14 protein-coding genes are annotated in these 13,680 nt (G+C 72.4%); 11 read left to right on the top strand and 3 right to left on the bottom strand.

The features are described 5' to 3' along the window. The first annotated feature begins 99 nt into the window (after window positions 1-99). The gene (locus tag ACZ41I_RS19450; RefSeq protein ID WP_468514659.1) at window positions 100-636 is read left to right on the top strand and encodes a hypothetical protein; all 537 of its coding nucleotides are present in this window, start codon (window positions 100-102) and stop codon (window positions 634-636) included. Between the two features lie 165 nt (window positions 637-801). Here the strand turns inward: ACZ41I_RS19450 and coaA are convergent, their stop codons facing one another. Beyond that, window positions 802-1,770, bottom strand: coding sequence for a type I pantothenate kinase (gene coaA, locus ACZ41I_RS19445; protein ID WP_399764808.1), 969 nt, complete (start codon window positions 1,768-1,770; stop codon window positions 802-804). A 169-nt stretch (window positions 1,771-1,939) separates the two neighbouring features. Here coaA and glmS point away from each other — a divergent pair, with 169 nt between their 5' ends. Then, a complete protein-coding gene (glmS, locus tag ACZ41I_RS19440; protein WP_399763623.1) occupies window positions 1,940-3,787 on the top strand; it encodes a glutamine--fructose-6-phosphate transaminase (isomerizing) in 1,848 nt (615 codons plus the stop codon). A 26-nt stretch (window positions 3,788-3,813) separates the two neighbouring features. Here glmS and ACZ41I_RS19435 read toward each other — a convergent pair whose 3' ends face one another. Beyond that, entirely contained in the window at window positions 3,814-4,593 is a 780-nt protein-coding gene (locus ACZ41I_RS19435) for an SDR family NAD(P)-dependent oxidoreductase (RefSeq protein ID WP_468514658.1), read from the bottom strand. A 93-nt stretch (window positions 4,594-4,686) separates the two neighbouring features. Here ACZ41I_RS19435 and ACZ41I_RS19430 point away from each other — a divergent pair, with 93 nt between their 5' ends. The 5 genes from ACZ41I_RS19430 (at window position 4,687) to tsaE (ending at window position 10,009) form a co-directional block, all read left to right on the top strand. Beyond that, window positions 4,687-5,058: a holo-ACP synthase gene (locus ACZ41I_RS19430; RefSeq protein ID WP_351239047.1), complete on the top strand. Its 372-nt coding sequence runs from the start codon at window positions 4,687-4,689 to the stop codon at window positions 5,056-5,058. Between the two features lie 150 nt (window positions 5,059-5,208). Continuing rightward, window positions 5,209-6,639: an NAD(P)H-hydrate dehydratase gene (locus ACZ41I_RS19425; protein ID WP_399763629.1), complete on the top strand. Its 1,431-nt coding sequence runs from the start codon at window positions 5,209-5,211 to the stop codon at window positions 6,637-6,639. A gap of 345 nt (window positions 6,640-6,984) precedes the next feature. Next, window positions 6,985-8,151: an alanine racemase gene (alr, locus tag ACZ41I_RS19420; RefSeq protein ID WP_399763630.1), complete on the top strand. Its 1,167-nt coding sequence runs from the start codon at window positions 6,985-6,987 to the stop codon at window positions 8,149-8,151. A gap of 120 nt (window positions 8,152-8,271) precedes the next feature. Beyond that, window positions 8,272-9,531, top strand: a complete 1,260-nt coding sequence (locus ACZ41I_RS19415) for an alpha/beta fold hydrolase (protein WP_399763633.1) — start codon at window positions 8,272-8,274, stop codon at window positions 9,529-9,531. Then, window positions 9,497-10,009, top strand: coding sequence for a tRNA (adenosine(37)-N6)-threonylcarbamoyltransferase complex ATPase subunit type 1 TsaE (gene tsaE, locus ACZ41I_RS19410; RefSeq protein WP_399763637.1), 513 nt, complete (start codon window positions 9,497-9,499; stop codon window positions 10,007-10,009). Before ACZ41I_RS19415 ends, tsaE begins: the two co-directional genes overlap by 35 nt. Window positions 10,010-10,379: 370 nt before the next feature. Here the strand turns inward: tsaE and ACZ41I_RS19405 are convergent, their stop codons facing one another. Further along, window positions 10,380-10,934 (bottom strand): hypothetical protein, encoded by a 555-nt coding sequence (locus ACZ41I_RS19405; protein WP_363214338.1) that lies wholly within the window; start codon window positions 10,932-10,934, stop codon window positions 10,380-10,382. Window positions 10,935-11,051: 117 nt separating this feature from the next. Between ACZ41I_RS19405 and tsaB the strand changes: the two genes are divergently transcribed. From tsaB to ACZ41I_RS19385, 4 genes are read left to right on the top strand one after another with little or no spacing between them, the layout of a single operon-like run. Continuing rightward, window positions 11,052-11,708 carry a tRNA (adenosine(37)-N6)-threonylcarbamoyltransferase complex dimerization subunit type 1 TsaB gene (gene tsaB / locus ACZ41I_RS19400; RefSeq protein WP_363214337.1) on the top strand — a complete coding sequence of 219 codons (657 nt, stop codon included), beginning with the start codon at window positions 11,052-11,054 and terminating at the stop codon, window positions 11,706-11,708. Between the two features lie 17 nt (window positions 11,709-11,725). Continuing rightward, the gene (rimI, locus tag ACZ41I_RS19395) at window positions 11,726-12,199 is read left to right on the top strand and encodes a ribosomal protein S18-alanine N-acetyltransferase (protein ID WP_363214409.1); all 474 of its coding nucleotides are present in this window, start codon (window positions 11,726-11,728) and stop codon (window positions 12,197-12,199) included. After that, the gene (tsaD, locus tag ACZ41I_RS19390) at window positions 12,192-13,280 is read left to right on the top strand and encodes a tRNA (adenosine(37)-N6)-threonylcarbamoyltransferase complex transferase subunit TsaD (protein ID WP_363214336.1); all 1,089 of its coding nucleotides are present in this window, start codon (window positions 12,192-12,194) and stop codon (window positions 13,278-13,280) included. The genes rimI and tsaD overlap by 8 nt, the downstream gene beginning before the upstream one ends. Next, window positions 13,277-13,534, top strand: a complete 258-nt coding sequence (locus ACZ41I_RS19385; protein WP_468324834.1) for a hypothetical protein — start codon at window positions 13,277-13,279, stop codon at window positions 13,532-13,534. Before tsaD ends, ACZ41I_RS19385 begins: the two co-directional genes overlap by 4 nt. Window positions 13,535-13,680 lie beyond the last annotated feature (146 nt).

Raw genomic sequence — 13,680 nt, 5'->3', positions numbered from 1 at the left:
TAGCAAAAAGTGCACGATCCGTCACGTACTGTTTCTCTGACGTCGAGGCCGCTGAGAGCGGCGTCCCCCTCGACGAAAGAGAAGCACAGCATGAAGATCGTGAGCAGCACCCTGAAGCGAGCGGCCGGTCCGGCCCTGGTGGCGGGTCTTCTCGTCACCTCGGCCGCCGCCCCGGCCGCAGCCCAGACGCCGGGCTCCACGGCGTTCCGCATCTTCGGCGGCCTCGTCGGACTCCAGGCGCGCGCCGGTGTGGCGAACGTCGTCACGGTCACCGTCAACGCCAACAGCCATCTGATCCTCACCGATACCAAAGGCATTGCGATCGGCCCGGGCTGCACCCGGGTGCCCAACAGCACCACCAGCGCCGACTGCGGCCCGGTCAGTACGGTGACCCGGCTCGCCATCGCGCTGGGCGACGGGAACGACTCCTTCGACGGTTCCACGGTTCATGTCAACACCACCGTCGACGCCGGTACGGGCACCGACACCGTGACCACCGACGGCGGCAACGACACGATCGGCGTCCAGGACAACGCCGGTGGCGACACGGTGAACTGCGGCGACGGCGGCGACACCGACACGGTGTTCGCCGACCCCGGCGACACCGTCAACACGAACTGCGAAAGGCGGTTCTAGAAGCCGCCGGCCCTCGCCGTACGCTCGCGCTGTCTGGCCCACAGTCACTTCTGGGCCAGCAGTGTCGGGGTTCCGGCAGTCGGACATCGTCGTCGGTCCGGTCGGCCGGGGTGATCAGGCGCAGGTGCAGCATGGTGCCCATCCGGGCCCGTCCAACGGGCAGGGTTACAGCTTGCGCAGCCGCAGTCGCTGCACCTTGTGGTCCGGGCCCTTGCGGATGACGAGGGTGGCGCGGCCCCGGGTGGGGGCGATGTTCTCGATCAGGTTGGGTTTGTTGATCGTCCGCCACAGGGTGCGCGCGTAGTCCAGGGCCTCCTCCTCGGAGACCTGGGTGTACTTGCGGAAGTACGAGTTCGGGTTCTGGAAGGCGGTCTGGCGCAGCTTCTTGAAGCGGTTGAGGTACCAGCGCTCGATGTCCTCGGCGCCGGCGTCGACGTACACGCTGAAGTCGAAGTAGTCGACGAGACCGACCCGGGTGCGGCCGTCCTTGCCGGGGAGGGCGGGCTGCAGGACGTTCAGTCCCTCGACGATCAGGATGTCGGGCCGGCGGACCGTGAGCCGCTGGTCCGGGACGATGTCGTAGATGAGGTGGGAGTAGACGGGCGCCGTGACCTCGTCCTTGCCCGCCTTGATGTCGGCGACGAACCGGGTGAGGGCCCGGCGGTCGTAGGACTCGGGGAATCCTTTCCGCGACATCAGACCGCGGGCCTGAAGCTCCTTGGTGGGCAGGAGGAAGCCGTCGGTGGTGACCAGTTCGACGCGCGGGTGCTCGGGCCAGCGGGAGAGCAGGGCCTGCAGGAGCCGGGAGACGGTGGACTTGCCGCAGGCCACGGAGCCGGCGACACCTATCACGAACGGGGTGCCGGACTGGGAGCCCTGCTCTCCGAGGAAGGTGTTCAGGGCGCCTCTGAGTCCGTCGGTGGCACCCACGTACAGATTGAGGAGCCGGGACAGCGGGAGGTAGATGTCCCGCACCTCGTCCAGGTCGATCACATCTCCCAGACCGCGCAGCTTCTCCACCTCCTCGGCGGTGAGCGGCAGCGGCGTCTTGTCGCGCAGAGCGCTCCACTCGGCGCGGGTGAGGTCGACGTAGGGAGTCGCCTCCGGCCTGTGCCGGTGGGCGCTCCGGGGCATCGAGGAGACCGGTGAGATCACAGTCCATTGTTAACGGAGTTTGAACGGGACGGCGGGTGGGGTCCGTCACGCCCGCGGCCCAACGAGCGGTTCGTATGGCGGTGGGAATTTCCGAATTCGGGCACACGGAAGCGTTTTCCGGTGCCGGACGGGCCGTAGGCTGCGGCTCATGTGCGGAATCGTGGGATACGTAGGGTCACAGTCAGCGCTCGACGTCGTGATGGCCGGACTGAAGCGGCTGGAGTACCGGGGATACGACTCGGCCGGTGTCGCCGTGCTGGCGGACGGCGGGCTGGCCGCGGCGAAGAAGGCCGGGAAGCTGGTCAACCTGGAGAAGGAACTGGTCGAACGACCGCTGCCGACGGGCTCGACGGGTATCGGGCACACCCGCTGGGCCACGCACGGCGGACCGACCGACGCCAACGCCCATCCCCATCTGGACAACGCGGGCCGGGTCGCCGTCGTCCACAACGGGATCATCGAGAATTTCGCGGTGCTGCGGGCCGAACTGGCCGAGCGGGGCCACGAACTGGCCTCCGAGACGGACACCGAGGTCGTCGCGCACCTCCTCGCCGAGGAGTTCTCGGCGACCGCCGACCTGGCGGAGGCCATGCGGCTGGTGTGCCGGCGGCTGGAGGGTGCGTTCACGCTGGTCGCGGTGCACGCCGACGAGCCGGACGTGGTCGTGGGCGCGCGGCGGAACTCCCCGCTGGTGGTGGGCGTTGGAGAGGGTGAGGCGTTCCTGGCCTCCGACGTCGCCGCGTTCATCGCCCACACGCGCTCGGCGGTCGAACTGGGCCAGGACCAGGTGGTGGAGCTGCGCCGCGACGGCGTCACGGTCACGGGCTTCGACGGCCGCCCGGCCGACGTCCGCTCCTACCACGTGGACTGGGACGCCTCCGCCGCCGAAAAGGGGGGGTATGACTACTTCATGCTCAAGGAGATCGCCGAGCAGCCCAAGGCGGTCGCCGATACGCTGCTCGGCCGGATCGACCCGTCGGGTTCGCTGACGCTGGACGAGGTCCGTATCTCGCCCTCCGAGCTGCGCGAGATCGACAAGGTGGTCATCGTCGCCTGCGGTACGGCTTTCCACGCCGGCCTGATCGCCAAGTACGCCATCGAGCACTGGACGCGGATCCCGTGCGAGGTGGAGCTGGCCAGCGAGTTCCGCTACCGGGACCCGATCCTGGACAGCCGCTCCCTGGTCATCGCCATCTCGCAGTCCGGCGAGACCATGGACACCCTGATGGCCCTGCGGCACGCCCGTGAGCAGGGCTCCAAGGTGCTGGCGATCTGCAACACCAACGGTTCGACGATCCCGCGCGAGTCGGACGCGGTGCTGTACACGCACGCGGGCCCCGAGGTCGCGGTCGCCTCCACGAAGGCGTTCCTGACCCAGCTGGTGGCCTGCTACCTGGTCGCCCTGTATCTGGGCCAGGTGCGCGGCACCAAGTGGGGCGACGAGATCCTGGCGGTGATCAAGGACCTCTCCGGGATCTCGGAGGACGTCGGGCGGGTTCTGGAGACCATGGAGCCGGTGCGGGCGCTCGCACGGACACTGGCACAGAAGAGCACGGTCCTGTTCCTCGGCCGGCACGTGGGCTACCCGGTGGCCCTCGAAGGCGCCCTCAAGCTCAAGGAACTCGCCTACATGCACGCCGAGGGCTTCGCGGCGGGCGAGCTGAAGCACGGCCCGATCGCCCTGATCGAGGAGGACGTGCCGGTGGTCGTGGTCGTCCCCTCCCCGCGTGGCCGCTCGGTCCTGCACGACAAGATCGTCTCCAACATCCAGGAGATCCGGGCCCGCGGGGCGCGCACGATCGTGATCGCGGAGGAGGGCGACGAGGCGGTGGTCCCCTACGCCGACCACCTGATCCGCATCCCGGCCACCCCGACCCTGCTGCAGCCGCTGGTCGCCACGGTCCCCCTGCAGGTCTTCGCCTGCGAGCTGGCCGCCGCCCGCGGCAACGAGGTGGACCAGCCACGCAACCTGGCGAAGTCGGTGACGGTGGAGTAGGCCGTGGCGGCCACCGGTCTGCGGCCTCAGTGCACCGACAGGCCGCCGTCCACGAAGACCGACTGGCCCGTGACATAGGCGGAGGCGCGGCTCGCGAGGAAGACGGCCGCGCCTTCGAAGTCCTCCGCGAGACCGTTGCGGCCGGTCATCGTGCGCGCGGCCAGCGCCGCCACCTTCTCCGGGTCGGACGACAACCGCTGGTTGAGCGGCGTCATCACGAACCCCGGCACCAGGGTGTTGACGGTGACGCCGTACGGCGACCAGGCCTCGGCCTGCGAGCGGGCCAGCGACTCCAGCGCGCCCTTCGAGACGCCGTACGCACCGCTCTGCACGAAGGCGCGGTGGGCCTGCTGGGAGGTGATGTGGATGATCCGGCCGAAGCCCCGCTCCGCCATGCCGGGCCCGAACCGCTGCCCCAGCAGGAAGGGCGCCTGAAGGTTCACGGCCATGGTGGCGTCCCACACGTCCTCGCCCAGCTCGCTCATGGGCGGGCGCAGGTTGATCCCGGCCGAGTTGACGAGGATGTCGGGCTCCCCGAAGACACCGGCCGCCTCCTCGGCCGCGGCGCGTACGCCGTCCCGGGTGCTCAGATCGGCCGCGACCCAGCCGGCCCGGCAGCCCTCGGCCGTCAACCGGCCCACAGTCTCGGCGAGTTGCTCCTTGCCGCGGGCCACGGCGACCACACTCGCACCGGCCCGCGCCAGTGCCCCGGCGATGGCACGGCCGATGCCGGAACTGCCTCCGGTCACCACGGCGACACGGCCGTCCAGCGAGAACAGGCCGGAAAGATAGGACTGCGACGTCATGGAGCGCAGCGTAGACGGGTGATGCGCGGCTCGGCACCGGGATTCCGGCAGGTGGGCGGGTGCGGCGGGGCGCGCGATCGTAGGCTGCCCGGCATGAGCATCATCGGAGTGGGGATCGACGTCGCCGAGATCGACCGGTTCCGTGCCTCGCTGGAGCGGACCCCGGGGCTGGCCGACCGGCTGTTCGTGGAACGGGAGTTGCTGCTGCCCAGCGGGGAGCGGCGCGGGATCGCTTCGCTCGCGGTCCGGTTCGCCGCCAAGGAGGCACTGGCGAAGGCGCTCGGCGCGCCGCCCGGACTGCACTGGACCGATGCCGAGGTGTACGTCGAGGACAGCGGGCAGCCCCGGCTGCGGGTGACGGGGACCGTGGCGGCGCGGGCCGCGGAACTGGGCGTGCGGTCCTGGCATGTGTCGCTCAGCCATGACGCGGGGGTCGCCTCGGCCGTGGTGATCGCCGAGGGCTAGGGGGTGCCGACCGGCCTGATCCAAACGACACCCCCCCCAGGGCCCTCACCTGCACGGACCCGACACCGCCTCCGGGAACCGGCCCGATCCGCCGGACAGGCCCGGTGCCCCGGGTGTGGACGGCCGCGGTTCCGGGGCAGACTCGGTGCCATGCGTACTGCGTACAGCGTGGAGACGGTAAGGGCGGCCGAACGCGCACTGATGGCGCGGCTGCCGGAGGGTGCGCTGATGCAGCGGGCCGCCGCGGGGCTGGCCGCCGCCTGCGCCGAGTTGCTCGGGCGGGTGTACGGCAGCCGGGTGGTGCTGCTCGTCGGCAGCGGCGACAACGGCGGGGACGCGCTGTACGCGGGGGCCCGGCTCGCCCGGCGGGGAGCCGGGGTCACGGCCGTACTGCTCACGCCCGAACGGGCGCACGGCGGGGGGCTCACCGCTCTGCGCAGGGCCGGGGGAACCGTCGCCGCGTCCGATGCCGTCGACGAGCTGATCGAGGGTGCGGATCTGGTCGTCGACGGGATCGTGGGGATCGGCGGCAAGGGCGGGCTGCGGCCCGACGCCGAGAAGCTCGCGCGACGGGTGGAGCGGTCCCGGGCCGCCGTGGTGGCCGTGGACCTGCCCAGCGGGGTCGAGGCCGACACCGGAGAGGTGCGGGGGGCCGCGGTCCGGGCCGACCTCACCGTCACCTTCGGCACCTGCAAACCCGGACTGCTGATCGATCCGGCGCGGGAGTACGCCGGCGTCGTACGGCTCGTCGACATCGGGCTGGAGCTGCCGGGCGAGGCCGAGCTGGAGGCACTGCAGCATGCCGAGGTCGCGCGGCTGCTGCCGGTGCCCACGGCGGAGAGCGACAAGTACCGGCGGGGGGTCGTGGGCATCGCCGCCGGGTCCGCGCGGTATCCGGGGGCCGCCGTGCTCGCCGTGTCCGGGGCACTGCGGGGCGGTGCGGGCGCCGTACGGTACGTCGGACCCGCGGGTGATGCGGTCATCGCACGCTTCCCGGAGACCCTCGTGTCCGACACCGGTCCGGCCGGGGCCGGGCGGGTGCAGGCCTGGGTGGTCGGGCCGGGAGCGGGCGACGACGCGGTGACCGTGGCGGAAGTGCTGCGCGCGGACGTGCCGGTGCTGATCGACGCGGACGGGCTGCGGCTGGCCGAGCGGGACGCGGTGCGCGGGCGTACGGCGCCGACCCTGATGACCCCGCACGCGGGAGAGGCCGCCGCGCTGCTGGGGGCGCGGCGGGAGGAGGTCGAGGGGGCTCGGCTGGCCGCGGTGCGCGAGCTGGCGGCGATGTACCGGGCGACCGTGCTGCTCAAGGGCTCGACGACGCTGGTGGCCGACTCGGCGGGCGGGGCGGTGCGGGTGAACGCCACGGGGACCTCATGGCTGGCCACCGCGGGCAGTGGTGACGTGCTGTCAGGGCTTGCCGGGTCGCTGCTGGCGGCGGGGCTGCCGGCGATGGACGCGGGCAGTGCGGCGGCGTATCTGCACGGGCTGGCCGGCCGCTTCGCCGCCGACGGGGCACCGGTCGGGGCGCATGACGTGGCGGCACGGATCCCGGAGGCCTGGCGGGACGTCCGCGCCTGAGCCCGTGCGTTGCCCTGTGCCGCAGCGGGCGGGGGATGCGGCTCCGCCCGCCTGGGCGCGAGCAACCAGGACCGCCGAACCGGAGAAGCCCCACGTTTGGCTGATCGCATGATCAAGGACGCCATCGGCTCCTCTGCCGGCGGCACGAGAACCATGTGCCGCCCCTGCACAACGAGCCCATGCCGTACACCCAGTTCCCCGACGGCGGTGAGACCTTCCACGCCGTCCACGGCAGCATCCACCCCGCCGTCGGCGCCTGGGGCTGCGTCCAGGTGTGGGGGCGGCGGCCGGGTACCTGACACTGCACCCGGGGCCCGTACGGCCCTCTGAGAGACTGGGGGCGCGATGAGTGAGACTGCGACTGTGCCGACCGCCCCCCTGCGCGCCCGCGCCGAGATCGATCTGGGCGCCCTGCGGGCCAATGTGCATGCCCTGTGTGCCCGGGCGAAGGGCGCGGCCCTGATGGCCGTCGTCAAGTCCGACGGCTACGGCCACGGGGCGCTGCCGTGTGCCCGCGCGGCCCTCGCGGCGGGCGCGAGCTGGCTCGGCACGGCCACGCCCGAGGAGGCCCTCGCGCTGCGCGCGGCCGGGCTGCCGGGGCCCATCCTGTGCTGGCTGTGGGTGCCGGGCGGACCCTGGCGGCAGGCGGTCGAAGCGGACATCGACGTGTCCCTGAGCGGCATGTGGGCCCTGCGGGAGGTCGTGGCGGCGGCCCGCGAGGCCGGACGCACCGCGCGCGTGCAGCTCAAGGCCGACACCGGGCTCGGCCGCAACGGCTGCCAGCCGGCCGACTGGCCCGAACTGGTCGCCGAGGCGCTGCGCGCCGAGGCCGAGGGGCTGGTCCGCATCACCGGGCTGTGGTCGCACTTCGCCTGCGCCGACGAGCCCGGGCATCCGTCCATCGCCGCCCAACTGGACCGGTTCCGGGAGATGCTGGCGTACGCCGAGGAACAGGGCGTGCGGCCCGAGGTGCGGCACATCGCCAACTCGCCCGCCACGCTCACCCTGCCCGAGACCCACTTCGACCTGGTCCGCACGGGCATCGCCATGTACGGCATCTCGCCCAGCCCCGAGCTGGGCACCCCCGCCGACTTCGGGCTGCGCCCCGTCATGACGCTCAGCGCCTCGCTGGCCCTGGTCAAGCGCGCGCCGGGCGGGCACGGCATCAGCTACGGCCACCACTACGTCACCCCCGGCGAGACCACCCTCGGCCTGGTGCCGGTGGGCTACGCGGACGGCATCCCGCGGCACGCCTCCGGCACCGGTCCGGTGCTGGTCGACGGCAAGTGGCGCACGGTCGCCGGGCGGGTCGCCATGGACCAGTTCGTGGTGGACCTCGGCGGGGACGAGCCGGAGGCGGGCGCGGAGGCGATCCTCTTCGGACCCGGCGACCGCGGTGAGCCCACCGCCGAGGACTGGGCGCAGGCCTGCGGCACGATCGCGTACGAAATCGTCACACGCATCGGAACCCGGGTTCCCCGCGTCTATGTGAACGGGGAAGAACTCGGGTAACCCGTTCCCGAGCGGCACGGCAACAGCGGCAACAACGGCAGTCCGGCATCACACCTGCATCACAGGTTTCATTCGTTTCACCCACCCAGCGAACTGCAGTACGGCGAAGAGGAGCGGTACGTGAGCGAGAGCAGTGCGGAGGCCGTGGCGGACGTCGTCGCCTCGGCGGCCGCCGCCTCCGCCGCGGGGGCGGCCGGTAGCTGGCGCAGGGCGACCGGCATCGCCGGTGCCGCGATAGGCGTGCTCGCCGCGGGCGCGGCGGCCGGCGTCGCCGTCGAGCGGATGACGGTGGGCCGCGGCATGCGCAGAAAGGCCCGGCTGGCACTGGACTCCGCGGGCCCCTACGGCACCCTGCGCGGCACCCCCGGCAAGGCGCACGCCGACGACGGCACCGAGCTGTACTACGAGGTCGACGAGGCCGAGCCCGACCTCGGGCCGAACGTCTCCCCGCGCCGGCGCCGCCTCTTCGGCCGGAAGGCCCCCGCGCCCGTGACCGTCGTCTTCTGCCACGGCTACTGCCTCAGCCAGGACTCCTGGCACTTCCAGCGGGCGGCCCTGCGCGGGGTGGTGCGGACCGTGCACTGGGACCAGCGCAGTCACGGCCGGTCCGGGCGGGGCGTGGCCCAGACCCGGGACCGGGTGCCGGTCACCATCGACCAGCTCGGCCGCGATCTGAAGGCCGTCCTCGACGCCGCCGTACCGGAGGGGCCGATCGTGCTGGTCGGCCACTCGATGGGCGGCATGACCATGATGGCCCTCGCCGCCCAGTACCCGGAGCTGATCCGGGAACGGGTCGTCGCCACCGCCTTCGTCGGTACGTCGTCCGGGCGGCTCGGCGAGGTCAACTTCGGGCTGCCCCTCGCCGGCGTCAACGCGGTGCGCCGGATCCTGCCCGGGGTGCTGAAGGCGCTCGGACAGCAGGCGGAGCTGGTGGAGAAGGGGCGCCGGGCCACCGCCGACCTGTTCGCCGGGATCATCAAGCGGTACTCGTTCGCCGGGCGGGACGTCGACCCGGCCGTCGAGCGGTTCGCGGAGCGGATGATCGAGTCCACGCCGATCGACGTGGTCGCCGAGTTCTACCCGGCCTTCACCGACCACGACAAGACCGAGGCGCTCGCCTGCTTCCGGGAGATGCCGGTGCTCGTGCTGGCCGGCGTCCGGGACCTGGTCACGCCCAGCGAGCACAGCGAGGCCATCGCCGACCTGCTGCCCGACGCCGAGCTGGTCCTCGTCCCGGACGCCGGGCACCTGGTGATGCTGGAGCACCCGGAAGTGGTCACCGACCGCCTCGCCGACCTGCTCACCCGTGCGGGTGCGGTGCCCGCAGGGGCTACCGTTACTGGCTATGGAAGCACCAGCAGCACCGCACAACCCCGCTGAGACCCGGCTGACGATCACCGCGCCCGAACAGATGCGGGAGCTGGGCCGCCGACTGGCCAAGCTGCTGCGCGCGGGTGACCTGGTGATGCTCAGCGGCGAGCTGGGCGCGGGCAAGACCACGCTGACCCGGGGCCTGGGCGAGGGCCTCGGCGTGCGCGGCGCGGTCACCTCACCGACTTTCGTGATCGCCCGGGTGCACCCCTCCCTCGGCGACGGCCCGCCCCTCGTGCACGTCGACGCCTACCGGCTCGGCGGTGGTCTGGACGAGATGGAGGACCTGGACCTCGACGTCTCGCTGCCCGACTCGGTGGTCGTCGTGGAGTGGGGCGAGGGCAAGGTCGAGGAACTGACCGAGGATCGCCTCCAGGTCGTCATCCACCGCGCTGTCGGAGACACCACGGACGAGGTGCGGCACGTGACGCTGACCGGCCTGGGGGAGCGCTGGGCGGACGCGGGTCTGGAGACGCTCACGGCCTGACCGGCCCTGGCCCTCCGACTTTCCGACTAGCCGTCGGCAACATATTGCGCAGGACGTCCGGGCGTGGTCACATGGTATCCAGCCCGTGGTTAGGTCTGCCTAACTACGCCCGCCCCCGCACGTCAGGAGGCGCCATGCCCGAGCCCCGTCCCGCAGCAGCCGCAGGGGTGTCCATGCGCGACCTACTGGCCTCCTGCGCGGCGGCGAAGGAGGTTTCCCGGCCCCCGCGCGCCCCTGAGCGCCCCGGAGGGGCGAACGGGGCGCGGGGCCCTGTCGACCAGGCGGCTGCCGCCGCGCCTGGCGCGACCGGCCACGACGGCGCCGCAGTCGCGAGACGGCACGACGCGGCACTCCGCGGAGCGCCCGGCGCCTAACGGATCACCACGACCCGCACCCCGATGGTCGCGAAGTCCCACATCGCCCGGCCGTCCGCCCGGCTCTCCCGGATACCCCCCGTCCGTGCGCTCGGGTCGGCCACCGCCCGCGGAGCGGTCGCCGCACTGAACCCGATCGCCAGTCCCTCCACGCTGGTGAACCGCACGACGTGCTCGACGGGAACGCCGTCGGAGCCGGTGACCGCGCTCGAACGGGAGGTGACCCAGTAGGTGCCGACCGGCGGGTCGATGCTGCCCGGGTTCACCCTGAACGTGCGCTGCACCCGGTTCGTCGCGCCGACCAGCCAGACCCGGTCGTCGTCCACCGAGTACACGACCCGTTCACCCTTGCCCGAACCGCGCGGCAGGGCGGTCGGGTCGCGTCGGTCGCGGGGTGCCTTGCCGGCGGCCGCCAGCGGCGGTGCGCCCGCCGCGGGCCTGACGCCCAGGTGCGCCGGTGCGGTCGCGTGGGCCTGGTAGGCGAGGAAACCGACGGCTCCGAGGGCCGCCGCGGTGAGGGCGGCCACGATCCCCGCGCTGGTCCCTGCCACGTGCGCCCACCTCCGCATCGGGTCATATGTCGTACTTCGTACAGACAGACCGTAGCAGCCGGTGACGGTCCGACCCGGACGGCCATGCGTGAGCCGTGGGCGCCGTAGGCTGTTTGCGTGCTCTTGCTCGCTCTGGATACCGCCACCCCCGCCGTCACCGTCGCGCTGCACGACGGCACGGACGTCATCGCCTCGTCGAGTCAGGTGGACGCGCGCCGGCACGGTGAGTTGCTGCTGCCGGCCGTCGACCGTGTGCTCGCCGAGGCCGGGCTCAAGCTGGACGCCGTCACCGGCGTCGTCGTCGGCACCGGGCCCGGCCCCTACACCGGTCTGCGCGTCGGTCTGATGACCGCCGACACCTTCGGCCTGGCCCTCGGCGTCCCGGTGCACGGCGTGTGCACGCTGGACGGCCTCGCCTACGCCGCCGACATCGAAAAGGGCCCCTTCGTCGTGGCGACCGACGCCCGGCGCAAGGAGGTCTACTGGGCGACGTACGCCGACTCCCGGACCCGGCTGACCGACCCGGCCGTGGACCGGCCGGCCGACATCGCCGAGCAGGTCGCGGGTCTCCCGGCGGTCGGCGCCGGCGCGCTGCTCTACCCGGACACGTTCCCGAGCGCCCACGAGCCCGAGCACGTCTCCGCCGCCGCACTCGCCTCGCTCGCGGCCGAGAGGCTGGCCGCCGGTGAGGAGCTGCCGGACCCCCGCCCGCTGTACCTGCGCCGCCCGGACGCCCAGGTCCCCAAGAACTACAAGGTGGTCACCCCGAAGTGACCGTACGACTGCGCGAGATGCGCTGGTGGGACATCGACCCGGTCCTGGAGCTGGAGAAGGACCTGTTCCCCGAGGACGCCTGGTCCCGGGGCATGTTCTGGTCCGAGCTGGCCCACGCGCGGGGGCCGGAGGCGACCCGGCGTTACCTCGTCGCCGAGACCGGCGGCCGTATCGTCGGCTACGCCGGTCTGGTCGCCGCCGGTGAGCAGGGCGACGTCCAGACGATCGCCGTGGCCCGCGACGTGCAGGGCACCGGTCTCGGCGCCCGCCTGCTGGCCGAACTGCTGCGCGCGGCGACCGCGTTCGAGTGCCACGAGGTGATGCTCGAATGCCGGGTCGACAACGTCCGCGCCCAGAAGCTCTACGAGCGCTTCGGCTTCGAGCCGATCGGCTTCCGGCGCGGCTACTACCAGCCGGGCAACGTGGACGCCCTGGTCATGCGCCTGACCGACCCTTCCTCATCAGTACAAGGAACCGAGATCAATGGCTGACGAACCCCTCGTCCTCGGCATCGAGACCTCCTGCGACGAGACCGGCGTCGGCATCGTCCGCGGCACCACCCTGCTGGCGGACGCCGTCGCATCCAGCGTGGACGAGCACGCCCGCTTCGGCGGTGTCGTACCCGAGGTGGCGTCCCGCGCGCACCTGGAGGCGATGGTGCCGACCATCGACCGCGCCCTGAAGGAGGCGGGGGTCAGCGCCCGGGACCTGGACGGCATCGCGGTGACCGCCGGTCCCGGTCTCGCGGGTGCCCTGCTCGTCGGCGTCTCGGCGGCCAAGGCGTACGCCTACGCCCTCGGCAAGCCCCTGTACGGCGTCAACCACCTCGCCTCGCACATCTGCGTCGACCAGCTGGAGCACGGCCCGCTGCCCGAGCCGACGATGGCCCTGCTGGTCAGCGGCGGGCACTCGTCCCTGCTGCTGTCCGAGGACATCACCTCGGACGTCCGCCCCATGGGCGCGACCATCGACGACGCGGCCGGCGAGGCGTTCGACAAGATCGCCCGCGTGCTGAACCTGGGCTTCCCCGGCGGCCCGGTCATCGACCGGTACGCGCGCGAGGGCGACCCGGAGGCGATCGCCTTCCCGCGCGGCCTGACCGGCCCGCGCGACCCCGCGTACGACTTCTCCTTCTCGGGCCTGAAGACCGCCGTGGCCCGCTGGATCGAGGCCAAGCGCGCGGCCGGCGAGGAGGTCCCGGTCCGTGACGTGGCCGCGTCCTTCCAGGAGGCCGTCGTCGACGTGCTGACCCGCAAGGCCGTCCGCGCCTGCAAGGACGAGGGCGTCGACCATCTGATGATCGGCGGCGGTGTCGCGGCCAACTCCCGGCTGCGGGCGCTCGCACAGGAGCGCTGCGAGGCGGCCGGCATCCGGCTGCGCGTGCCGCGCCCCAAGCTGTGCACGGACAACGGCGCGATGGTCGCCGCGCTCGGCGCCGAGATGGTCGCCCGGAACCGGTCCGCCTCCAGCTGGGACCTGTCGGCCGACTCCTCCCTGCCGGTCACGGACCCGCACGTCCCGGGCAACCACGACCATGTGCACGAGGTCAGCAAGGAGAACCTGTACTCATGACCGTCGCCCTGATGTGGGAGGCCCGGGCGGCCGACGGGCGGGGGGCGGAACTCCTCGCCTGGGCACGGGAACAGCGCCTGGCGGAAGAGCCGCTCAGGCGCGAGACCTTCCGGGCGCCGCAGGACCGGGTGCTGGTCATCACGTGGTGGGACACGTCGTACGACGCAGAGCTGCCCGAACTGCCCGAACCCGGTCCGGAGTTGGTGACCCGGGCCGTGCACCGCTGGCGGTTCGAGTCGGTGGCGGACGGCTGAGTTTGGCGGCCCCGGCCGGACTGCGCTATGATCATCACACAGCGAACGGCCGGAACACCGGATCGGACGCAGTGCGTTGGTGGTCCAAGGAAAGACGTCCCGCTTCCTGCGGGGAGATGCAGGTGCAAGGCCTGCCCGGCGCTCCA

The sequence above is a fragment of the Streptomyces sp. NPDC030799 genome, from assembly GCF_055572255.1.
The sequence above is the reverse complement of the archived record's forward strand: the minus strand, read 5'-3'. Positions and strand labels throughout refer to the sequence as shown.

Bases quoted from the DNA above. Each gene is read 5' to 3' on its own strand.
- coaA (WP_399764808.1), bottom strand. From the start codon at position 1,770: ATGCCCCGGAGCGCCCACCGGCACAGGCCGGAGGCGACTCCCTACGTC.
- glmS (WP_399763623.1), top strand. From the start codon at position 1,940: ATGTGCGGAATCGTGGGATACGTAGGGTCACAGTCAGCGCTCGACGTC.
- ACZ41I_RS19435 (WP_468514658.1), bottom strand. From the start codon at position 4,593: ATGACGTCGCAGTCCTATCTTTCCGGCCTGTTCTCGCTGGACGGCCGT.
- ACZ41I_RS19430 (WP_351239047.1), top strand. From the start codon at position 4,687: ATGAGCATCATCGGAGTGGGGATCGACGTCGCCGAGATCGACCGGTTC.
- ACZ41I_RS19425 (WP_399763629.1), top strand. From the start codon at position 5,209: ATGCGTACTGCGTACAGCGTGGAGACGGTAAGGGCGGCCGAACGCGCA.
- alr (WP_399763630.1), top strand. From the start codon at position 6,985: ATGAGTGAGACTGCGACTGTGCCGACCGCCCCCCTGCGCGCCCGCGCC.
- tsaE (WP_399763637.1), top strand. From the start codon at position 9,497: ATGGAAGCACCAGCAGCACCGCACAACCCCGCTGAGACCCGGCTGACG.
- rimI (WP_363214409.1), top strand. From the start codon at position 11,726: ATGCGCTGGTGGGACATCGACCCGGTCCTGGAGCTGGAGAAGGACCTG.
- tsaD (WP_363214336.1), top strand. From the start codon at position 12,192: ATGGCTGACGAACCCCTCGTCCTCGGCATCGAGACCTCCTGCGACGAG.
- ACZ41I_RS19385 (WP_468324834.1), top strand. From the start codon at position 13,277: ATGACCGTCGCCCTGATGTGGGAGGCCCGGGCGGCCGACGGGCGGGGG.